Source organism: Streptomyces sp. Tu6071 (assembly GCF_000213055.1).
Taxonomy (GTDB): domain Bacteria; phylum Actinomycetota; class Actinomycetes; order Streptomycetales; family Streptomycetaceae; genus Streptomyces; species Streptomyces evansiae.
Window position 1 is genome coordinate 3,218,661 of record NZ_CM001165.1, and the last position, 20,436, is coordinate 3,239,096.

Sequence of the window (20,436 nt, forward strand, 5' to 3'; positions counted from 1 at the left end):
CAGTCCTTCGCACCCCCACCGCCGTCCCGTCCGACCGTTCCAGGCGCCCCCCGTTCGCGCAGGTCAGAGGGGGTGGAACCGTTCCGGCGTCCCGTCCGGGGCTCTCGCGCTGGCGGCCGGGACACGGGCGGGGCCAAGCTCAGGACATCAAAGCACGGCGCCGGTTCACGACCGGCCGCGCCACCGGGCACACCGCCGGTGACCGTGCGACACCCACGTACTGCCCGAGAGGCTTCGTCATGCGCACCTTCACCCGCACCCGCTCCCTCCGTACCCTCGCCGCCGCCCTCGTCGCGGCGGGCGCCCTCTCGCTCACCGCCTGCTCGGGCGAAGGCAGCGGCGTCGGCGAGGCGAAGGACGCGGGCCCCGCCACCGCCGTCTCCCAGGCGAGCCAGAAGGAGAAGGCGAAGCCCGCGGAGGAGTCCGCGAAGGGGGACGGCGGCAACACGGCGGGCACCTCCGGCTCCTCGGGCGCCTCCGCCCAGGGCTCCTCCGGCTCGGACTCCGGTACGGCCTCGGCGGGCGGTACGACGTCGGGCGGCGGTACGGCGAAGAGCTCGGCCGGTGCCGCGGCCGGCGGTGCGCAGGCCGGTCAGGGCGCCAAGAAGGGTCCCGTCGACACCGCCTGCACCGCCTCCAACAGCAAGGTCCAGGTCTCCTCCGTCTCCCGCCCCGTCAACCACCTCCTCATCACCCTCACCAACACCTCCGGCGCCACCTGCAACGCCTACTACGCCCCGTACGTCGGCTTCGACGGCGACCAGGCGGCCACGCAGCGGATCGAGGAGTCGAAGCCGCAGGCCGTCGTGACGCTCGCCCCGGGCGAGCACGCCTACGCCTCGGTCGCGCTCGGCGGCGACGGCGACCACGCCCGTACCTCGCGCAAGGTCACCGTCTCGATGCCCGGCCGCGACGACGCGGGCACGGTCGGCGGCACCGCCACGCTGAAGGCGCCGGGCGGCAAGGTGTACCTGGACGACAACGCCGCGGTCAGCTACTGGCAGAACGAGATGAGCGACGCGCTGACCTGGTGAACGCCCGGACCCGGTGAACGCGCACCGGTCCGGCGGACGCGGGGACCCGGTGCACGTGCCGGTCCGGCGGACGCGCGGCGGCCCGTACCCCACCCGAGGGGGTACGGGCCGCTCCGTGTGCGGGCTCAGCGCCGTCGGCTCAGCGCCAGCGGCTCACCTGCACGTTCTCCAGGACCCCGAGCGCGTCCGGGACGAGGACGGCCGCCGAGTAGTAGGCGGTGACGAGGTACGAGATGATCGCCTGCTCGTCGATGCCCATGAAGCGGCAGGACAGGCTCGCCTCCAGCTCGTCGGGGATGCCCGGCTGGTGCAGGCCGACGACGCCCTGCTCCTCCTCGCCCGTACGCATGCAGATGATCGATGTCGTGCGGTCGTCCCGCACCGGGATCTTGTTGCACGGGTAGATCGGGACGCCGCGCCAGGTCGGGACGCGGTGGCCGCCGACGTCGATCGACTCGGGGACGAGACCGCGCCTGTTGCACTCGCGGCCGAAGGCGGCGATGGCGCGCGGGTGCGCGAGGAAGAGCTTCGACCCCCGGCGGCGGGAGAGGAGTTCGTCCATGTCGTCCGGGCTCGGCACCTCGTCGTGCGGCTGGAGGCGCTGGTCGTAGGCGGCGTTCGCGAGGAGCCCGAAGTCGCGGTTGTTGACGAGTTCGTGCTCCTGGCGCTCGCGCAGCGCCTCCACGGTGAGCCGGAGCTGGTGCTCGGTCTGGTTCATGGGCTGGTTGTAGAGGTCCGCGACGCGCGTGTGGACCTTCAGCACCGTCTGGGCGACGGAGAGTTCGTACTCGCGCGGGCTCGCCTCGTAGTCGACGAACGTGTGCGGGATGACGGGCTCGCCGCTGTGCCCGGCGGCGAGGTCGATCGCGGCCTCGCCGTACTTGTTGGTGCGCTGCTCGGGCACGAGGGCCGCGCGGCGCAGGTGCTCGGCGAGGGCCGGGGCGCGCTCGGCGAGGTTGAGCACGTCCGCCCGGGTGAGGACGAGGACCGTGCACTCGGTCTCCGCGCGGGCCGTGCTCTCCCAGACGGCGTCGTCCGACAGGAGGGCCTGCTCGCCGAAGTAGGAGCCGTCACCGATGAGGCCCAGGCTCGTCTCGTCGCCGTACGAGCCGGTGCCGAGGCGGGCGATGCGGCCGTGGGCGAGGAGGTGGACCGCGTCGGCGGACTCCCCCGCGGTCGTGATGACCGTACCGGCGGGGTAGACGCGCTGCTCGCAGCGGCCCGCGAGTTCGCGGAGCGCCTCGGCGTCCTCGAAGTCGCGCAGCGGCGGCAGTTCGCGCAGCTCGTCGGGGATGACGCTGACCTGCGAGCCGGTCTGGACGAAGGTGACGCGGCCGTCGCCCACGGAGTAGGAGAGGCGGCGGTTGACCCGGTAGGTGCCGCCCTGCACAGAGACCCACGGCAGCGCCTTGAGCAGCCAGCGGGAGGTGATCTCCTGCATCTGCGGCGCGGACTTCGTGGTGGTGGCGAGATTGCGCGCCGCCGCTGCCCCGAGTGCCTGCTGGGGCGTTTCCTGTGCTTCGTTTTCAGCGCGGACGGACAAATGAATACCTCCGTGTCGGTGAAATGCCGAGCCATTTTTACAGCCGATCGCATTTCCCCGCACCCATCTGCGGAGTGAATCGCCGTACGTCCGTACGAGTGAGGCACGAGGGCGGTACGTGGGCGGGACGGGACCCGCGCAACCCCGGGCACACCCGCACCGACCTGCACGGACACCGGTTCCGGTCAAGCCGTTTCGCGGGTGATCACCCGTGCGGGGACGGCGTACGAAAAACGACGTCCGGCCCGTACGAAATGTGCTCCTGCCCACGTTTTCCGAGCCGTATTCGGTACCGCTTTGCGGAAAAGCCGAATGTATTGCGGGGCCTCACGCCGGTCCCCGATACTCCATGGGTCCGCATTCCCGACGCGTATTGGCGTTGATCCATGGCCCAGCCCTTCACGCTCCCCGATTTCTACGTCCCGTACCCGGCCCGGCTGAACCCGCACCTCGAAGCCGCCCGCGTCCACGCGCGCGCGTGGGCCAGGTCGATGGGCATGCTGGAGGGCTCGGGGGTGTGGGAGCAGCGCGATCTCGACGCGCACGACTACGCGCTGCTCTGCGCCTACACGCACCCGGACTGCGACGAGGAGGCGCTGAACCTCGTCACGGACTGGTACGTGTGGGTCTTCTTCTTCGACGACCACTTCCTGGAGTTGTTCAAGCGCGGCCAGGACCGCGAGGGCGGCAAGGCGTACCTGGACCGGCTGCCCGCCTTCATGCCGGCGGACCTCGCGGACGGCTTCCCCGAGCCGGAGAACCCGGTCGAGGCGGGGCTCGCGGACCTGTGGCGGCGCACGGTCCCCGCGATGTCGGCGGACTGGCGCGAGCGCTTCTCGACCTCGACGCGCAATCTCCTCAACGAGTCGCTGTGGGAGCTGTCCAACATCAACGCGGGCCGGATCTCCAACCCGGTCGAGTACATCGAGATGCGCCGCAAGGTCGGCGGAGCGCCGTGGTCGGCGGGCCTCGTCGAGTACGCGGCCGGGGCCGAACTCCCCGCCCGGGTCGCCGGAACCCGCCCCCTCCGCGTCCTCACGGACGCCTTCTCGGACGCCGTGCACCTGCGCAACGACCTCTTCTCCTACCAGCGCGAGGTCGAGGACGAGGGCGAACTCAGCAACGGCGTGCTGGTGCTGGAGCACTTCCTGGGGTGCACGACCCCGGAGGCCGCCGAGGCGGTCAACGACCTGCTCACCTCCCGGCTCCAGCAGTTCGAGAACACCGCGCTCGTCGAACTGCCCGCGCTGAGCGCCGAGTACGGACTCGACCCGGCGGAGAACGCGGCACTCGCCTCGTACGTCAAGGGACTTCAGGACTGGCAGTCGGGCGGCCACGAGTGGCACCTGCGCTCCAGCCGCTACATGAACGAGGGCGCCGTCTCGGGCGTGGCCGCCGGTCTCACCGGGGTGCTCGGTACGAGCGCGGTCCACCTCGCCGCCGCCCTCGGCACACCGGCCCGCGCCCGCCTGCGCTCCCACACCCGCCCCCCGCACACCCACGAAGGCCCGTCCCTGCTACCGGACCTCACGCTGAGCTATCCGCTCGGCCTGAGCCCGTACCACGAGCGGGCGCGCACCGCGTCCGTGGACTGGGCCGAGCGGATGGGGCTCCTCAACGACATCTGGGACCGCGAGAAGCTGGAAGGCTACGACTTCGCGCTCTGCTCGGCGGGGCTCGACCCGGACGCGAGCCCGGAGGAGCTGGAACTCAGCGCCGAGTGGCTGACGTGGGGCACGTACGGGGACGACTACTACCCGCTCGTCTTCGGCCGCCCGCGCGACCTCGTCGCGGCCCGCGTGCTGCACGAACGGCTGCTCGCCTGCATGCCGTTGGAGGACCCGGCGCTCGCGGCGTCCTTCGCGGCGGCGCCGATCGAGCGCTCCCTCGCCGACCTGTGGACGCGTACGGCGGGACCGATGGACCCGGTCACGCGCGCCGCCTTCCGCGACGGCGTGGAGCACATGCTGGAGAGCTGGCTGTGGGAACTGGGCAACCAGGCGCAGCACCGCGTCCCGGACCCGGTCGACTACCTGGAGATGCGCCGCCACACCTTCGGCTCCGAACTCACCATGAGCCTCAGCCGGATGCGGCACGCCGCCGCGCTGCCGGCCGGGGTGCTCGACAGCGGCACGGTGCGCGCCCTGGAGAACGCGGTGGCGGACTACGGCTGCCTGATCAACGACGTGTTCTCGTACCAGAAGGAGGTGCAGTACGAGGGCGAGCTGCACAACCTGGTGCTGGTGGTGGAGAACTTCTTCGGGTGCGACTACCCGACGGCGTTCCGCATGGTGGAGCACCTGATGGCGGCGAGGCTCGACCAGTTCGAGCACGCGGTGGCGAACGAACTGCCGGTGCTGTACGAGGACTTCGGTTTGTCGCACGAGCAGATCGGCACGATGGAGACGTACTTGGGCGAGCTGCGCGACTGGCTCGCCGGCATCCTCAACTGGCATCGAGGTGTGCGGCGTTACGACGCGGCATTCCTGCCGGGGTGCCTGCCGTACGGGTCGGTGCCGGAGACGGCGGTGCGGGGGGCGGGGGTGCCGGGGGCGGCGGGGCCGGGGCCGGGAGCCGGGGGTGTGTTCGCGACGGGGCCGGCGGCTGTGGGGGCGGCGGCTGTGGCCGTGCCGGGGGCCGCACTCGCCGACGTGCAGATGACGGCTCCCGCCGGCGTACCGGCGGCGGGGTCCGTTCCCCGGCAGGCGGCCTCCGGTGCCGCGCCCGCAACGGCGTCCGGTGCCGCGCCTGAGACGGATGCCAGCGCGGTGCCTTCGGTGGCGGCCACCGCGCCCGGGTGGCAGCACCCCTCCGGGATCGGGACGAGCGCGGCGCGGGTGGGGCCGGGCGCGGTGCGGTAGGCGAAACGGACGGGGCGGCGGGCGTCTCCGACAGGCGGCGGGCGTCTCCGACAGGGGCGGCGGGCGGATCGCGCAACGGGCGCGGCCCGCCCGCCGCCCCTCCGAGCGGGAGGGGTACCTCACGAGTAGGTGAGCGCTCACCCACCTATGGCCAACGAACTGCCCGGCAGAAACGATCCACCCGGCGTGTCGCGCGCATTCGTCTCACCCCATCGAGTGGCGGGATGTACGACTTCAGCGGAGTTATCCACAGATTCGCGAAGGTGGCCGAGCGGTGCCTCCGACTTGCGGAAGACTGATAGCAGGGGAGCCCCCCAGGGCGGGTGGGGGCTGTCCGCCGACCCCGCCGTGCACCACACCCGCCCGCAATCCCCATGCCCCCCGTGCCCCTCATGCCCCTCCCCCGACCCCACCCACACCCCCACCCCCACCCCCACCCCCCGAGTAAAACCTCCCCCCTCCTGCGGAGAACCACGTCCCACCCGTTCGTTACCCCTTCGTACCGCGCCGGGACCCCGCCCACAGGAGCCCCCATGATCACCCTGACCGCAGCCACCGCCTCCGCCACCGCAGCCACCACCACCGCAGCCTCCGCCACCGCAGCCACCACCTCCGCAGCCTCCGCTGCCGCAGCCACCACCACCGCGGCAACCGCCACCACCTCAGCCGCAACGGCAACCGGAACCACCTCCGCCCCCTCCCCCTCCGCCACCTCCTCCGCAGGCGGCCTCACCGGCTGGGCGACCGATCTCGTCGAGCGGTTCGGCGGTCCCGGTGCCGGGGCCGCGATCGCGCTGGAGAACCTGTTCCCTCCGCTGCCCAGCGAAGTGGTCCTGCCCCTCACGGGGTTCGCGGCGGGGCGCGGGGTCCTCACCCTCGCGTCCGCCCTCTTCTGGACCACGCTCGGCTCCGTCGTCGGGGCCCTCGCGCTCTACGGCATCGGCGTCCGGCTCGGCCGTGAGCGCCTCTACGCCCTGTGGGCGCGCATCCCGCTCGTCCGCGTCTCCGACCTGGAGCGTACGGAGGCGTGGTTCTCGCGTCACGGCACGAAGGCGATCCTCTTCGGCCGCATGATCCCGGTCTTCCGCAGCCTCGTCTCCGTCCCCGCCGGGCTGACCCGGATGCCGCTGCCCACCTTCACCGCGCTCACGGCGCTCGGGAGTCTCGCCTGGAACTCCGTTCTGGTGTGCGCGGGTTACCTCCTGGGGGACCGCTGGGAGCTGGTTGAGCGGTACGCGGGTCTGGCGAGCAGACTCGTCGTGGTCGCCGTCGCCGTGGCCCTCGCGGTGTGGCTCGCGTTCCTCGTACGGAACCGGAAGCGACCCGAAAGCCCGCGCCGCCACCGGCGCCCCTGAGCCGGGCCCCTGACCGTGGCGCTCCCCGCGCCGCGCCGGCCTCCCCCACGCGGCGGCCGGCACCCCGCCCGGCCGCCGGGCAGGAAGCCGGGCCTGCCCGATTCCCCGGCCCACACGCGCCGGACCCTCGCGGTGCTCCGCTCCCTGGAGGGCGAGACGGGCGGGCCGGGCCAGGGACTCGCGCCGCGCGGGGCACCCCGGGCGGCGCCCCGTAAGGGCGCCCCGCGCCACGGCGCCCGTACGGCCGCCCCCACCCAGCCCCCACCCGGCGCCCCGCCGATCCCGCCCCGCCGATCCCGCCCATCCCGCCCTTTCGGCCCTCGCACGCTGCCCCCGAGACCGCTCCGCGAAGGACCTCGCGCCCATTACTGTCGGACCGGCCGGTCCCGTACCCGGAACCGGCCCGCCCGGCGCCGGCATCCCGGCCCGGCGAGACCCGTACGCGGCAAGGCGAGAGAAGGCGGCGGCCCCCGTATGAGCACTCCCGTCCACGGCACTTCCGCCCGCGAGTTCCCCGTACGGCAGCGCCCCCGCCGGGAGTCCGCGTCGGCACCGCATCCCCTGCACGCCCTCCAGTCCCGCGCGGGCAACGCCGCGACGTACGCGGCCGTGCAGCGCGCGCGGGGCAAGGGGCAGTCCCCGGCCCTGCCCGATATCCCCGAGCTCAGCGCCTCCTCCCAGCAGTCCCGGACGCCCGAGGTCACCACCTCCACCCGCGCGCGGACACCCGCGATCGCCGCTCCCCAGCGCGCCCAGACACCCGAGATCGCCGTGAAGGAGGAGCGGAAGAAGCTGCGGGACCGCATGTCCGCCGCGCTCACCCGGGCGAAGAAGCACTTCGACATCTCCGACACCTTCGTCAGCCGGGGCCAGATCCCGGGCAACGCGGGTGTCAACAACCTCGGTGCCACAGGCGGCGACACCGGCATCAGCCATGCCGCCGCCGCCTCCGGTTTCGCGGTCGGCGCGGAGAACTTCCTGGCGGACGGCGTCAACGCCGGGCTCGACGTGATCGACGCGCGCAAGGCGCGCAAGGACTACGCGGCGAACCCGACGGGGCCGACCTCGCACCAGCCGCACAAGAAGACGCGCACGAAGCCGACCGACGCCCTCAGCAACTCGGCGACCACAGCGGGCGACGGCCTCAGCGCCGTCAAGGACATGCTGCGCAGCGAGGCCGTGGAGCACGCGCTCAACGTCAGCGAGGCGAGCGGCGGCGTCTCGGGCGTACTCGGCGTCGCCAAGGCGGGGCGCCACGCCCGCCGCTTCGCGCTCACGCAGCGCAAGTACAGCCAGCTGAAGAAGCTCGACAAGCCCGTACGCACCTCCGAGGAAGCCGTCGCACAGCTCGGCGAGGCGAACAGGACGGGGCAACTGGCCTTCGGCCGGGCCTACGTCGCGCTCAACCGGATGTGGGACGAAGAGGGCGGCGAGCAGTTCGCGGAACAGCTCGACGAGGCCCTCGACACCGCGATCGGCGCCGCCACCGAGGTCAAGGAGGCGGCGGCACGGTTGAGGCATGCCGAGGACTCGAACGCGATGGCCGACTCCCAGGACTACTCGCTCAGCAAGCAGCGGCACAAGATGGGCAAACTCGCCGCCAGCGCGGCAGGCGAGAGCCTGAAGGCGGCGAGCGGTGCGGCGACGATCGCGACCGCCGTGACCGCCGGTCTCGCGACGACCCCGGTCGGCTGGGGCCTCGCGGCCGCGGCGGCCGGATTCCTCCTCGGCGGCGCGCTCTACAAGAGCGTCCAAGCGGGCAAACTGCGGTACGAGGACGCCAAGGACCCGAATCGGTGGGCCCCCGAGGGCGCCGAGCACTACCGCGAGCCCAAGACCAAGGACGAGGCGCTCAAGGAATCGCTCAAGTTCTGGCGCAAGGTGGAGCACGGCAAGCGGCAGGCCGTCGCGCGCGAGATCTACAAGCGCGCGGCGGGCGAGGCGATCCCCGGCAGCAAGGAGACCGCCCCCGACATGCGCGCCTCGGCGCGCGCCCTCCTCATCGCCCTCAAGGCCGGCCCCTCCCACCTCGGCCTGAGCCAGGAGGCCTGGGCCGAGTCCCTCAACGACCCCGATCGCACGGCCTCTTGGCATGCGGAGATCGCGGCGCAGCTCGCCTCGGGCTGAGGGACGGGGCCCGGCCGGGGACCTGGGCGGAGTGGGGCGCGCGGGCGTACGGAGGCCGGGGCGGGGTGCCACGCCCCCGTACGTTCCCGAGTCCCCGGCGCCGTGGGCACCCGGCCGGCTTCGCGAACCTTCCGCGAGGGCCGCCCGGCCCTCGTCGGCGTCCCTCGCGGGCACACCCGGATCTCGTCCCCGAAAACGGCGTTGACCTGCGCTTATCCCCCGCTCCACAGCTCGTTCGGCGCCTGTTCATCTCGCGATGTGGACCGTCTGACGGGCGATCCGCCGAGTCCGCCCCTCCGCCCGGTGGCGCTGCCCCGGAGCCGCTCCGCACGCCGGTGCGGGGTCGCTAGCTTCGGCCCGGTCCGTCCGTTCGCAGACGGCTCCGGTACGAGAAGGCGGCGGCCCATGAGCACCCCGATGCACGCGAGTCCCCACCGGCGCACCGCCGCCGCGCCGCCCGTCCGCCGTCGGGAACCGCCCGTCGGCCCCGCCGCGCACGCACTGCTGACCCTCCAGGCCCGCGCCGGGAACCGTGCGACGCTCCAAGCGGTGCAGCGGGCCCGGGCGACGGTGGCATCGGTGGCATCGGTGACGTCAACGGCACCGACCGAGCGGGAGACGCCCTCGCCCGGGCCCGCTTCTCCGCGCTCGGGCAGAAGCCGTTCGAGCGCGGATCGCACCACGGAAGACCGCGCCACCGAGGCCCGCACCAGCACGGACCGTACGAGCGCGGACCGCACCAGTACGGAGGCGGACGGCCCCGCCCCGGCCGAAGCCGTCCCCGCCGCCACGCGCCGTGCGCGCGCTCAGGCGGTGAAGGGGATGGAGGACGCGAAGCCGCTCGCCGACATCCCCGACACCGCCGTCCGCTACGGACAGGTGCCGACCAACGCCGGGGTCTCGCAGTACGCCTCCGCCCAGCAGAACTCCGGACTGTCCCACGAGATCGCCCACTCGGGCATGGCGGCCGGTGCCGAGAACCTGCTCGTGGACGCGCTCGGCGCGGCGGTCGGCGGGATCGGCGCGCGCAAGGCGGCGAAGGACATCGCGGGCACCCCGGAGGGAGCCCCCGCCCACGCCCCGCACAAGTCGCTCCGGGTGAAGGCGATGGACAGCCTGATGAGTACCGCGAGTTCGGTGGCGGACATCTTCACCGTGGCGCGCGAGACGCTGAAGGCCGGGAGCCTGGCGGACGCGGCGGCGGTCGCCGAGGCAAGCGGGGCGGTGTCCGCGGTGACGGCCGTCGCGAAGGCGGGCCGGGCCGGGCGCCGGGTGCGGCTCACGACGCGCAAGTACCGTGCGATGCGCGGTTTTCAGCTTCCCGAGCCGACCGGGGCAGACGAGAGGGAGCGGCTCCGCGCGGCCGAGCGGACGGCGCGGTGGGCGCTGCGGGACGCGGAGTGGTTGCGCGATCTCGCCGCGTGGCGCGACGAGGAGACGGCGGCGGCCGCCGTCAACTCCGTCGAGGAGGCCCTGCGGAATCTCGCGGCGGCGGCGGGGGCCGTCAGGGACGCCGAGAAGCGGGACACGGAGCTGGCGGCTCTGTCCTCGGTCCGCGACATCGGCGTCAAGAAGCAGAAGTTCAAGCTGGGCAAGCAGGCACTCACGCTGGGCGGCGAAGGACTCAAGGGCGCGGCCGGGGCGATGACGATCGCGGCGGCGGCGACGGCGGGCCTGGCGAGCAACCCGGCCGGCTGGGCGCTGGCCGGTTCGGCGGCCGGGGTGATCCTCGCGGGCGCGGGCTGGAAGACGTACCGCGCCGGGGCCAAGCGCTACAACGAGGTCCGCCACCCCGAGCGCTTCGCCGGGGCGGGCGAGGAGCACGCCGAGCCGGTCTCGCGGGAGGAGGCGCTCGCGTACTCGCTCAAGTTCTGGAAGAAGGCGAAGAACGGCGAACGCGAGCACGCGGCCCGCAGGCTGTACGCGCTGGCGGCCGGTCCCGGCGTCGCGGGCAGCGAGCACACGTCGGCCGAAATGCGGCGCCACGCGAGGGAGTTCCTGGAGGTGCTGAAGGCGGGACCGGAGCAGCAGCGGCTGTCCCGAGAGGCGTGGGAGGCGAGTCTCGACGACGAGGCCCGCAAGGCGTACTGGATCAAGGAGATCACGACGCAACTGTCGTCCTCCTGAGCGACGGGACCGGTCCGCACCCGGGCTCCCGACCAGGCCCCGGCCGCCACCACGACCGGACCGCCGCCCCGACCGGGCCCCGACCGGGACCGGGACCGCCACCCCGCCCCACTCCCCCACCGAGCACGGAGCCCCCTCAGTCCAGGCCCCTCCGAGCCCCCGGCCACAGCCGCCGCCCCCGGCCACAGCCAACGCCCCTACCCCCGTACCTCACCCCTCCCCGGCAGCATCAGCGACAGCGGCAGTGCCACCGCCGTCGCCGCGAGCGCCCACCAGAAGGCGGCGCCGTAACCGTCGGCGACCGTGGCGGCGCTCGCGGTCGTGTGCTGGAGGACGACGGCGAGCACGGCGGTGCCGACGGAGCCGCCGATCTGCTGGGAGACGCGCGAGATGATGCTCGCGTCCGGGATCTCGTGGTGGGCGAGGCCGATGAAGGCGGCGCCGTTCAGCGGGACCATCGCGGCGCCGAGGCCGAGTCCGCGCAGGAAGAGCGCGGCCAGGAGCAGCACCGTGTTCGTGTGCGCGTCCGCGAGGGCGAAGGGCAGCGTGCCGAGCGTCACGAGCGCGAAGCCCGCGAGGGCGACGGGGCGCGGCCCGAGCCGGTCGGTGAGGTGTCCCGCGCGGGTGCGCGCGGCGAGCGCGCCGAGGCCCTGCGGGATGAGGAGCAGCCCCGCGCCGAGCGCGCCCTCGCCCCGTACCTGCTGCCAGTAGAGCGGGAGCAGCAGCATCGCGCCGTACAGGCTCGTGCCGCCGAGGAACAGCAGGGCGGCGGAGGCGGCGGGCGCGCGGTGGCGCAGGAGCCGCAGGTTGATGAGCGCGTGCGCGCGCGGCAGCGAGCGGGCGACGAAGGCGAGGACGAGCACGAGCCCGGCGAGCAGCGGTACAAGAACGCCCGCGCTCGTGAAGCCCGCGCTGCCCTCGACCCGCGAGAGCCCGTACAGGAGCGCGGCGACGCCCGGCGAGAGCAGCAGCAGCCCGGTGACGTCGAGGCCGGGGCGCGCGGCGTCGGGCGCGGGGCGGTCGTCGGGGAGGTCGCGGTGCGCGAGGACGGCGCCGACGAGGCAGAAGGGGATGTTCACGAGGAAGAGCCAGCGCCAGCTCGCGACGCTCAGGATGAGGCCGCCGAGCACCGGCCCGAGGATGGGGCCGAGCGCGGTGGGCAGGGTCACGGTCGCCATGACGCGGCCGATCTCGCGGCCCTTCGCGGCCTGCATGATCAGCGTCGCCATGAGCGGCATCATGATCCCGCCGCCGATGCCCTGCACGACGCGGAAGGCGATCAGCGCGGGCGCGTTCCAGGCCAGCGCGCTGAGCACCGAGCCGAGCAGGAACACGGCGAGCGCGCCGATCCACAGGCGTTTGCCGCCGACGCGGGCCTGGGCCCACTTGGTGAGCGGGATCGTGACGAAGACGGCGAGCAGGTAGCCGGTGCTCACCCACTGGATCGTGGCGATCGAGGCGTGCAGGGAGCGGGTGAGGTCGTCGAGCGCGACGGTGACGATCGTCGTGTCGAAGACGACGGCGAGCGCCCCGATGACGACGGTGAAGGCGAGCCGCCACACGGCGGGATCGACGGGCGCGGGCCCGCCGGACGCGGAGCCCGGCGGCGCCGGGGAGGAGGGGGAGGGAGAGGGTGCGGGCATGACGGGCCACCGCCTTTAGATATAGAGTCCTATCTAGAGCTTCCGAGGTCGAGAGTAGGCGTCGATTTTTAGATAGGCAAGTCTATCTAAACGACGAGGAGGTACGAGGATGGCCGAGCGGCGACGCGGGGCCGCCCTGGAGCGGGCGCTCCTGGACGCGGCGTGGGAGGAGCTGACGGCGCGCGGGTACGCCGGGTTCACGATGGACGCGGTGGTACGGCGCGCGGGGACGAGCCCGCCCGTCCTCTACCGCCGCTGGCCGGACCGCGACACCCTCGTACGGGCCGCCGTCACCCACGTCCTGGAGCGCTCGCACATCGACGTCCCCGACACGGGCAGCCTGCGCGGGGACCTCCTGATCCTCATGCGGACGATCAACGAGACGCGCGTGCGGCTCATCACGGTCATGAACGCGCACCTCGCGGGCTACTACCAGGAGACGGGCACGAACCCGGGCGACCTGCTGGCGGACGCGCGCGAGGCGAACGGCGACGCGATCTGGGAGCGGGCCGTGGCACGCGGCGAGATCGCGCCCGGCCGCCTGACGGAACGGATCAAGAGGCTCCCCTTCGACCTGCTGCGCCACGAGATCCTGATCTCGTTCGCGCCCGTGCCGGACGCGGTGCTCGAAGAGATCGTGGACACGATCGTGCTGCCGCTGGTCGAGCAGGGGGCATAGGCCCCACGGCCCGTACGGAGCGCTCCACCGGAGGCCCGGCGGGCCGTCCGCCTCACCCGCCTCCCCCACACGCCCAGGAAGGCTCCGCCATGACAGAACCCGCCCCGGCCCCCGCACCGCTGCCCGCCCCGGGGGCGGCCCCCCGCCTCCTCGCCGATTTCGACGCGGTGCTGGGCGAGGCGCCCGGCGAGGCGCGCGGGGCCTTGTGGCGGCTGGCGGAGGAGGGGCGCCAACTCGACGCGAACCTGGTGCGGTTGGGGCCGGGCGAGGCGGTAGGCGCGCACCGGGAGGACGCGCTGGACGTGCTGCTGCTCGTCGTGGCGGGGACGGGGTCCGCCGGGGGAACGGAGGTGCGCCCCGGCAGCGCGGTGTGGTTGCCGCGCGGCGCGACGCGGGAGCTGCGGGCGGGAGCGCACGGGCTCGCGTACGTGACGGCGCACCGGCGCAGAGCCGGGCTGACGATCACGGGGAGGCACGCGGAGCCCGGGGGCGGCGAGCCCGCGTGCCTGCTGCCGCTCGTGTGCCCGGAGTGCGGGCGCGTTTCGGCGGACACGCACCCGGTGTTCTGCTCACAATGCGGGGAACGCTGGCCCACCGACTGAGCCCGCCCGCCCACCGAGCCGCCCCATGCACTGAGCCCACCGACCGAGCCGCCCCATGCACTGAGCCCGCCCACCGACCGAGCCGGTCCCCGACCGCGCCCGCCGACCGACCGAGCCCGCCGACCGACCAGCCCGCGCACCCCCGCACCCCCGCGCCCGCCCACCGGGCGAGCGAGCCGACCACCGACCACCGACCGAGAGGCGCCCCCATGGTCTCCGTACGCCGCGTCGTCCCCGTCCTCCACACCCGGTCCCCCGCCCGCAGCCGGGAGTTCTTCGCCCTGCTCGGCATGGAGCAGGTGATGGACCACGGCTGGATCGCCACCCACGCCTCGCCCGCCACCCCGAGCGCCCAGCTCAGCACGACGACGGGCGACGCGACCGCGCCCGTCACCCCCGTCCTGAGCATCGAGGTCGACGACGTCGACGCGGCGTACGAGGCGCTGCGCGCGAGCGGCGCGGAGGTGCTGTTCGCGCCGCGCGACGAGGAGTGGGGCGTCCGCCGCTTCTTCGTCAGGGAACCGGGGAGCGGGGCGGTGCTCAACGTGCTGGCCCACACAGGGTGAGGACGCGCCCTGAGCGCGCCCGGTAGGGTGCGCCCGCATGGCACCCGAACTGCGACGCCCCCCGCTCCGAGCGGACGAACGCACCACGCTCACCGGCTGGCTGGACCTGCAGCGGAAGATCCTGCGCTGGAAGTGCGAGGGGCTGAGCGACGAGGACGCGCACCGCTCCGTCATCCCCACCTCCCCCGCCATGACGATGGCCGGCCTCGTCTCGCACCTGCGCTGGACCGAGCACATGTGGCTGGAGGTGGTCTTCCTCGGCGGCGACAAGGAGCGCAATCCCGCGTTCGGCCCGCCGGGCGGCGGCGCCGACTGGCGCACCGGCGGTCGCCCCCTCGCCGGGCTCCTCGCGGAGTACGAGGCGCAGTGCGCGCGCAGCGACGAGATCGTCGCCGCCGCCTCCCTGGACGACACCGGCCGGCACCCCGAGTTCCACGACAGCGGCGCCACCCTCCGCTGGGTGCTGACCCACCTCGTCGAGGAGACGGGACGGCACGCGGGCCACGCCGACCTCGTCCGCGAACTGCTCGACGGCACGAAGGGCTATTACTAGGGGGCTACCAGGGCCGCCGCGCACAGCGCGTCCCCCCACGCCCGCGTCGTAGCCTGGCCCCATGCCCACGCAGCCGCAGCCGCACCAGCCCCCCGGCTCCGCGCCCGGCGCCACCGCACCCAGCGCCCCCACCGGCCCCGCCTACGACGCCCTCGTCCGCCTCCTCGCCGCCGGTCCCCTCACCGTCCTCACCGGGGCCGGGATCTCCACCGAGTCCGGCATCCCCGACTACCGGGGCCCCGCCGGGAGCCTCAGGCACCACACGCCGATGACGTACGAGGAGTTCACCGGCAGCGAGGAGGGGCGCCGCAGGTACTGGGCGCGCAGCCACGCCGGGTGGCGGCGGATCTGGCGGGCCGCGCCGAACGCCGGGCACCACGCCGTCGAGGCGCTGCGCCGCGCGGGCTTCGTCTCCGGCGTCATCACGCAGAACGTCGACGGGCTGCACCGCGCGGCCGGAACGCGCGAGGCCGTCGAGCTGCACGGCGGGCTCGACCGGGTGATCTGCCTCGACTGCGGTCGCGTCACCGCGCGCGAGGAGCTGGACGGGCGGCTGCGCGCGCTCAACGGCGACTTCGGCGAGGCGGCGGGCGCGCGGATCAACCCGGACGGGGACGTCGAACTGCCCGCCGAGCTGGTCAGGGACTTCCGTGTCGCCCCGTGCGCGGCCTGCGGCGGCGTCCTCAAACCGGATGTCGTCTTCTTCGGCGAGACGGTTCCGAAGCCGCGCGTCCGGCGCTGCTTCGACCTCGTCGACGCCGGTCGGGGCGTCCTCGTGCTCGGCTCCTCGCTCACGGTCATGTCGGGCCTCCGGTTCGTACGGCACGCGGCGCGCGCGGGCAAACCGGTCGCGATCGTCAACCAGGGCCCCACCCGGGGCGACGACCGCGCGACGATCCGCCTCGACCTCCCCCTCGGCACCGCGCTCCCCGACCTCGCCCGCCGCCTCGGCGCCCCCCTGCCGACTCCTTGAGACCGCCAGACCGCCAGACCGCCAGACCGCCCCTCGGCGGCACCCTGGAACCACCCCCGGCGCCCCCCTGAGACCGCCCTCCCCCCCGCCCGGAGCCACCCCGCCCCCGCCGCCGCACCAGGAGGCCCACCATGCCCGCCGCAGCACTCGCCGCGCTCGACGACACCGCCCTCGCCCGCCTCCTCGCCACGAGCACACCGCTCGCCGCCGGGATCGGGGGCCGCACGGCACGGCTCGACGTCGCGGGCACCCCGGTGTTCGTCAAGCGGGTGCCGCTGACGGCGCGCGAGGCGGAGCCGCGGTCGACCGCCGATCCGTACGGGCTGCCGCTCGTCTGCCACTACGGGATGGGCGCGAGCCCCGCCGGTGGCGCGTGGCGCGAGCTGGAGGCGCACCGGGCCGCCGCGAGCATGGGCCTGGCACCGGAGCTGTACCACTGGCGGCTCCTGCGGGAGACGGAACCGCCCGCGCTGCCCGGGGAACTCGCCGACACGGACGCCGTGTCGCGGAGCTGGGGCCCCGAAGCGGCCCTCCGCGTCGAGGAGTTGCGGGACGCGCCCGCAAGCCTCGCGCTCTTCATGGAGTACGTGCCGCAGACCCTCCACGACTGGCTCGCCCCCCGGGTGCGAGGCGCCGGGGGCGAACGCGAGGTGGCGCGCGTGGCGGCCGAACTCGACGCTGCCACACGGAAGATGAGCGCCAACGGGCTCGTGCACTTCGACGGCCACTGGGGCAACGTCCTCACCGACGGCCACCGCGTCCTCTTCACCGACTTCGGCCTCGCGCTCGCGGACACCTTCGCGCTCACCGCGCGGGAGAGGGCGTTCCTCGCCGAGCACCGCGAGCACGACCTCGGCTACGCGCGCAGCTTCCTCGTCAACTGGCTCCTCACGCAGGCGTACGGCATGACGGGCGCGGAACGGGCCGCCTACGTCCGCGCGCCCCGCCCCCTCCCCGAGCCCGGTCCCGGCGCCACCCTCCTCGCGCGCGACGCCCCGCTCACCGCCGTCCTCACGCCGTTCCTCGTCGCGGTCGCCCAGGGCGCCCGGGACACCCCGTACCCGGCGGCCGAGGTGGCCCGTACCCTGCGCGCATGAGCGCCGAAGCCGCAGCCGTCACCCTCCGCCTCAACCACCCCGTCCCGATACCGGTGGGCCACCGCGTCGAGATCGTCGAGTACGCGGACACGCGGCCCGAGAAGAAGCGCCAGCGGCACCGCTTCGACGGCGCGGAGCCCTTCCGCCACCCGGTCGTCACGGACCTGGACACGGGCATCCGCTGGATGAACCACGTGCACGCGAGCCCGTTCGACAACGGCGGCAACTCCTTCACGGCGAACGAGTACCCGCTCGTCCCCCGCACCAGCGGCCTGGAGATCGAGCGGACGTGGCGGGGCCGCGTCACCGCGTGCACGCTCGTCTTCGTGGAGGGCCTGAGCACGCAGCACACGGCGCTGGTCGTCGCACCCGAGTAGCCTTGGGCGCCACTCGGCAGCGACCGTGACGGGGAGCCCCGCCGGAAGCGGCCCCGCCGAGGAGGAGCCCCCGGCCGGAAGCCCCTCGGGGCTTCGCCCGCCCGCTCCCGCCGCGCGCACCGGAAGCGCGTCATGCCCTCCGCCCGCCCGTCCCCGCCGCGTACACCGGAAGCGCGCCAGGCCCTCCGCCCGCTCCCGCCGCGCACACCGGAAGCACCTCGGGCCCTTCGCCCGCCCGCCCCTGCCCCGCTTCCCGAGCGCGAGCCCGGTGCCTCAGGCCCCGTCCGCCGCCCGCTCCCCCCGCGCGGGCCCCGAGGGGCCGCCCCGGGCCTGGCGGTGGTCGCCCCGGAAGAAGGCGGCCGTGCGGGCCCGGAAGTCCTCGGCCCGCTCCCGCGCCTCCGCCCGCCGCTCCTCGCGCACCTTCGCGCGGGCGCCCCGGGCCGCCTCGTCGGCCGCCTCCTGCGCGGCCCGCACCTCCTCCCCGACGACCCCGGCGGGCACCCGCAGGACGCGGCCCCGGTAGCGGGCCGCGAGGGCGTCGGCGACGGCGGGGTCCCGCTCGTCGTTGACCGCGACGATGAGGACGTTCGAGCCGTCGGGCAGCCCCCGGCTGAGGACCGTGAGCGCGTCCACCTCGCCCGCCTCCTCCTCGCCCGTGGCCGCGAGCCCGAAGAGGGTCCCCGCCGTCCAGCCGAAGAGCACACCGACCGGCCCCGCGAGGACCCCGAGGAGCGCGCCGACGACGCCGCCCGCACCGGTCGTGAGGAACTCGGCGGGGGCGTAGGTCTCGGTGACGGAGAGGGTGCCGTCGTTCGCGCGCTCCAGGACCGCGGCGCGGCTCACCTCCTCGGTCTCCTCGGCGTCGTGGAAGGCCGCGTAGGTGTCGCTGGGGTCGGGGAAGCTGAAGAAGAGGACGTTCGCGTTCCAGGCCATGACCGGGGGCTCCCTTTCGTGCGCGGGGACAGCCGTACGCACCACGCGCCGCCGGTACGCACCACCGCACCGACGCTAACCAGCCCGCCCCGCCCCCGCACGCCCGCACCACCCGCCCCCTTCGCGCGTTTCATCCCCGTACCTCCCCCAATGACCGTCATAGTGGGCTCCCATGAGCACCCCGCACGAGGAGTCAGCGCCTCCCGAAGCCGCCCAGGACAACTCCCCCGACCGGGTGGTGGTCGCGCTCGGCGCGCTCGGCGTCCTCGGCATCGTGCTGTGGGCCGCGCTCGGCAAGGGCTCCTTCGACGCGGCGTCCGGCGCGGCGCTGCCGTGGGTGCTCGACAACTTCGCGTGGCTCTTCGTCATCGCCGCCGACGTCTTCCTGATCCTGAGCCTCTACCTCGCCTTCGGCCGCTACGGCCGCATCCGGCTCGGCGGCGACGACGCGCGCCCCGAGTTCAGGAACTTCTCCTGGATCGCGATGATGTTCAGCGCCGGGATGGGCATCGGGCTGATCTTCTACGGGGTCGGCGAACCCGTCGCGCACTACCTCAGCCCGCCGCCCGGCAGCGGCGCGCGACCGCGCACGCAGGCGGCGGCGAGCGTGGCGATGCAGTACTCGTTCTTCCACTGGACGCTCACCCCGTGGGCGATCTACGGGATCGCGGGCCTCGCGCTCGCGTACACGACGTTCCGCAAGGGGCGCGGCAACCGCCTCAGCGCCGTCTTCGCGCCGCTCATCGGCGAGCGCGCGGCGAACGGGGTGCTCGGCCGCGTGCTCGACCTGCTCGCGGTCTTCGCGACGGTGTTCGGCACGGCGACGAGCCTCGGGATCGGCGCGCTCCAGATCGCGACGGGGCTCGACCTGACGGCGGGGCTCGACACGAGCAAGACGGTCGAGCTGCTGATCATCGTGGTGCTGAGCGCGGCGTTCGTGATCTCGGCGTTCACGGGGCTGCACGGCGGCGTGAAGTGGCTCAGCTCCGTCAATCTGGTGATCGCCGCCGTGCTGATGGTCTTCGTGTTCGTCACCGGGCCGACCGTCTTCCTGCTCGACGCGCTCCCGTCGAGCGCGGGCGGCTACCTCGACCGGCTCGTGGCGATGGCGTCGAGCACGGGGGCCTTCGGGGACGAGAAGTGGCTCGGCGCGTGGACGATCTTCTACTGGGCGTGGTGGCTGTCGTGGGCGCCGTTCGTGGGGACGTTCATCGCGCGGATCTCGCGCGGGCGCACGATCCGCGAGTTCCTCCTCGCGGTGCTGCTCGTGCCGAGCGGCGCGACCGCGCTGTGGTTCGTCGTCCTCGGCGGCACGGGCATCCGGCTCGACCGCACGGGCGCGGTCGACATGGCCGCGAAGGCGGAGGAGGGCACCGAGGCGACGCTCTTCGCGATGCTCGACGCGCTGCCGCTCCCCACGGTGACGGCGTGGGTCGCGATGGTACTGATCATGATGTATTTCGTGACGAGCGCGGACTCGGCCTCGCTCGTGATGGGCTCGCTCACCAGTCGCGGCGCCCTCCACCCGCGCCGCTGGCTCGTCATCACGTGGGGCGTCCTGATGGCGGCGGTCGCCGGGGCGCTGCTCCTCGCGGGCGGCCTCGACTCGCTCCAGTCCGCGACGATCCTCGTCGCGCTGCCCTTCGTCGTGGTGATGCTCTTCCTGTGCTGGGCTCTCCTGCGCGAGCTGCGCGCCGACCCGGGCGCGGGCCCCAAGCGCTCGGAGGGCGCGCACGGGCTGCGGGACGCGGTACGGGCGCTGGTCGGCGAGGAGCTGAGGTCCCGTCCGGTGCGTACGCGCCGTCTGCCCCCGGAGAAGCCGGACGGACCCCGGCCGTAAGAGAACCGCGCCGCTCCTCTGGACACCCGCCCGCGCGAGTGCTGTCATACCGCCGACCGCTCTTTTTTCCAACGTTGTAAGGGAGTTGACGGAAAACCCGCACCCTCCGGAACCTCTGCCGAGCCG

Annotated in this window: 16 protein-coding genes; 13 read left to right on the forward strand and 3 right to left on the reverse strand. The window is 74.0% G+C overall.

What is annotated here, in order from left to right:
• Positions 1-239 precede the first annotated feature (239 nt).
• A complete protein-coding gene (locus tag STTU_RS13205; protein WP_007823537.1) occupies positions 240-1,034 on the forward strand; it encodes a DUF4232 domain-containing protein in 795 nt (264 codons plus the stop codon).
• 139 nt (positions 1,035-1,173) lie between these two features.
• On the opposite strand, the gene STTU_RS13210 is transcribed toward STTU_RS13205, so the two are convergent.
• The gene (locus tag STTU_RS13210) at positions 1,174-2,577 is read right to left on the reverse strand and encodes a family 2B encapsulin nanocompartment shell protein (RefSeq protein WP_029396688.1); all 1,404 of its coding nucleotides are present in this window, start codon (positions 2,575-2,577) and stop codon (positions 1,174-1,176) included.
• Positions 2,578-2,963: 386 nt separating this feature from the next.
• On the opposite strand from STTU_RS13210, the gene STTU_RS13215 reads away from it, so the two are divergent.
• The 4 genes from STTU_RS13215 to STTU_RS13230 all read left to right on the forward strand — a co-directional run bounded on the left by STTU_RS13215 (position 2,964) and on the right by STTU_RS13230 (position 11,047).
• Positions 2,964-5,438 (forward strand): terpene synthase family protein, encoded by a 2,475-nt coding sequence (locus STTU_RS13215; protein WP_007823539.1) that lies wholly within the window; start codon positions 2,964-2,966, stop codon positions 5,436-5,438.
• A gap of 533 nt (positions 5,439-5,971) precedes the next feature.
• Entirely contained in the window at positions 5,972-6,793 is an 822-nt protein-coding gene (locus tag STTU_RS13220; protein ID WP_007823540.1) for a DedA family protein, read from the forward strand.
• Between the two features lie 474 nt (positions 6,794-7,267).
• Positions 7,268-8,920: a hypothetical protein gene (locus STTU_RS13225; protein ID WP_007823543.1), complete on the forward strand. Its 1,653-nt coding sequence runs from the start codon at positions 7,268-7,270 to the stop codon at positions 8,918-8,920.
• A 405-nt stretch (positions 8,921-9,325) separates the two neighbouring features.
• Positions 9,326-11,047, forward strand: coding sequence for a hypothetical protein (locus tag STTU_RS13230; RefSeq protein WP_007823547.1), 1,722 nt, complete (start codon positions 9,326-9,328; stop codon positions 11,045-11,047).
• A gap of 197 nt (positions 11,048-11,244) precedes the next feature.
• Here STTU_RS13230 and STTU_RS13235 read toward each other — a convergent pair whose 3' ends face one another.
• A complete protein-coding gene (locus STTU_RS13235) occupies positions 11,245-12,690 on the reverse strand; it encodes an MDR family MFS transporter (RefSeq protein ID WP_007823548.1) in 1,446 nt (481 codons plus the stop codon).
• A 109-nt stretch (positions 12,691-12,799) separates the two neighbouring features.
• Here STTU_RS13235 and STTU_RS13240 point away from each other — a divergent pair, with 109 nt between their 5' ends.
• From STTU_RS13240 to STTU_RS13270, 7 genes are all read left to right on the forward strand, one after another.
• Entirely contained in the window at positions 12,800-13,369 is a 570-nt protein-coding gene (locus STTU_RS13240) for a TetR/AcrR family transcriptional regulator (RefSeq protein WP_007823549.1), read from the forward strand.
• A gap of 89 nt (positions 13,370-13,458) precedes the next feature.
• Positions 13,459-13,971 (forward strand): cupin domain-containing protein, encoded by a 513-nt coding sequence (locus STTU_RS13245; RefSeq protein ID WP_007823550.1) that lies wholly within the window; start codon positions 13,459-13,461, stop codon positions 13,969-13,971.
• 209 nt (positions 13,972-14,180) lie between these two features.
• Positions 14,181-14,537 carry a VOC family protein gene (locus STTU_RS13250; protein ID WP_007823551.1) on the forward strand — a complete coding sequence of 119 codons (357 nt, stop codon included), beginning with the start codon at positions 14,181-14,183 and terminating at the stop codon, positions 14,535-14,537.
• 37 nt (positions 14,538-14,574) lie between these two features.
• On the forward strand, positions 14,575-15,090 hold the full coding sequence (locus STTU_RS13255; RefSeq protein ID WP_007823552.1) for a DinB family protein: 516 nt from the start codon (positions 14,575-14,577) through the stop codon (positions 15,088-15,090).
• Between the two features lie 61 nt (positions 15,091-15,151).
• On the forward strand, positions 15,152-16,063 hold the full coding sequence (locus STTU_RS13260) for an NAD-dependent protein deacetylase (protein ID WP_007823554.1): 912 nt from the start codon (positions 15,152-15,154) through the stop codon (positions 16,061-16,063).
• A gap of 131 nt (positions 16,064-16,194) precedes the next feature.
• A complete protein-coding gene (locus tag STTU_RS13265) occupies positions 16,195-17,160 on the forward strand; it encodes a hypothetical protein (protein ID WP_007823568.1) in 966 nt (321 codons plus the stop codon).
• A complete protein-coding gene (locus tag STTU_RS13270; RefSeq protein ID WP_043255076.1) occupies positions 17,157-17,537 on the forward strand; it encodes a hypothetical protein in 381 nt (126 codons plus the stop codon). Before STTU_RS13265 ends, STTU_RS13270 begins: the two co-directional genes overlap by 4 nt.
• Positions 17,538-17,810: 273 nt before the next feature.
• Here STTU_RS13270 and STTU_RS13275 read toward each other — a convergent pair whose 3' ends face one another.
• Positions 17,811-18,470: a hypothetical protein gene (locus STTU_RS13275; RefSeq protein WP_010279189.1), complete on the reverse strand. Its 660-nt coding sequence runs from the start codon at positions 18,468-18,470 to the stop codon at positions 17,811-17,813.
• A 172-nt stretch (positions 18,471-18,642) separates the two neighbouring features.
• Between STTU_RS13275 and STTU_RS13280 the strand changes: the two genes are divergently transcribed.
• Positions 18,643-20,310 carry a BCCT family transporter gene (locus STTU_RS13280; RefSeq protein WP_007823588.1) on the forward strand — a complete coding sequence of 556 codons (1,668 nt, stop codon included), beginning with the start codon at positions 18,643-18,645 and terminating at the stop codon, positions 20,308-20,310.
• Positions 20,311-20,436 lie beyond the last annotated feature (126 nt).

Coding starts and splice junctions, on each gene's coding strand:
- STTU_RS13205 (WP_007823537.1), top strand. CDS start 240: ATGCGCACCTTCACCCGCACCCGCTCCCTCCGTACCCTCGCCGCCGCC.
- STTU_RS13215 (WP_007823539.1), top strand. CDS start 2,964: ATGGCCCAGCCCTTCACGCTCCCCGATTTCTACGTCCCGTACCCGGCC.
- STTU_RS13220 (WP_007823540.1), top strand. CDS start 5,972: ATGATCACCCTGACCGCAGCCACCGCCTCCGCCACCGCAGCCACCACC.
- STTU_RS13225 (WP_007823543.1), top strand. CDS start 7,268: ATGAGCACTCCCGTCCACGGCACTTCCGCCCGCGAGTTCCCCGTACGG.
- STTU_RS13230 (WP_007823547.1), top strand. CDS start 9,326: ATGAGCACCCCGATGCACGCGAGTCCCCACCGGCGCACCGCCGCCGCG.
- STTU_RS13235 (WP_007823548.1), bottom strand. CDS start 12,690: ATGCCCGCACCCTCTCCCTCCCCCTCCTCCCCGGCGCCGCCGGGCTCC.
- STTU_RS13240 (WP_007823549.1), top strand. CDS start 12,800: ATGGCCGAGCGGCGACGCGGGGCCGCCCTGGAGCGGGCGCTCCTGGAC.
- STTU_RS13245 (WP_007823550.1), top strand. CDS start 13,459: ATGACAGAACCCGCCCCGGCCCCCGCACCGCTGCCCGCCCCGGGGGCG.
- STTU_RS13250 (WP_007823551.1), top strand. CDS start 14,181: ATGGTCTCCGTACGCCGCGTCGTCCCCGTCCTCCACACCCGGTCCCCC.
- STTU_RS13255 (WP_007823552.1), top strand. CDS start 14,575: ATGGCACCCGAACTGCGACGCCCCCCGCTCCGAGCGGACGAACGCACC.
- STTU_RS13260 (WP_007823554.1), top strand. CDS start 15,152: ATGCCCACGCAGCCGCAGCCGCACCAGCCCCCCGGCTCCGCGCCCGGC.
- STTU_RS13265 (WP_007823568.1), top strand. CDS start 16,195: ATGCCCGCCGCAGCACTCGCCGCGCTCGACGACACCGCCCTCGCCCGC.
- STTU_RS13270 (WP_043255076.1), top strand. CDS start 17,157: ATGAGCGCCGAAGCCGCAGCCGTCACCCTCCGCCTCAACCACCCCGTC.
- STTU_RS13275 (WP_010279189.1), bottom strand. CDS start 18,470: ATGGCCTGGAACGCGAACGTCCTCTTCTTCAGCTTCCCCGACCCCAGC.
- STTU_RS13280 (WP_007823588.1), top strand. CDS start 18,643: ATGAGCACCCCGCACGAGGAGTCAGCGCCTCCCGAAGCCGCCCAGGAC.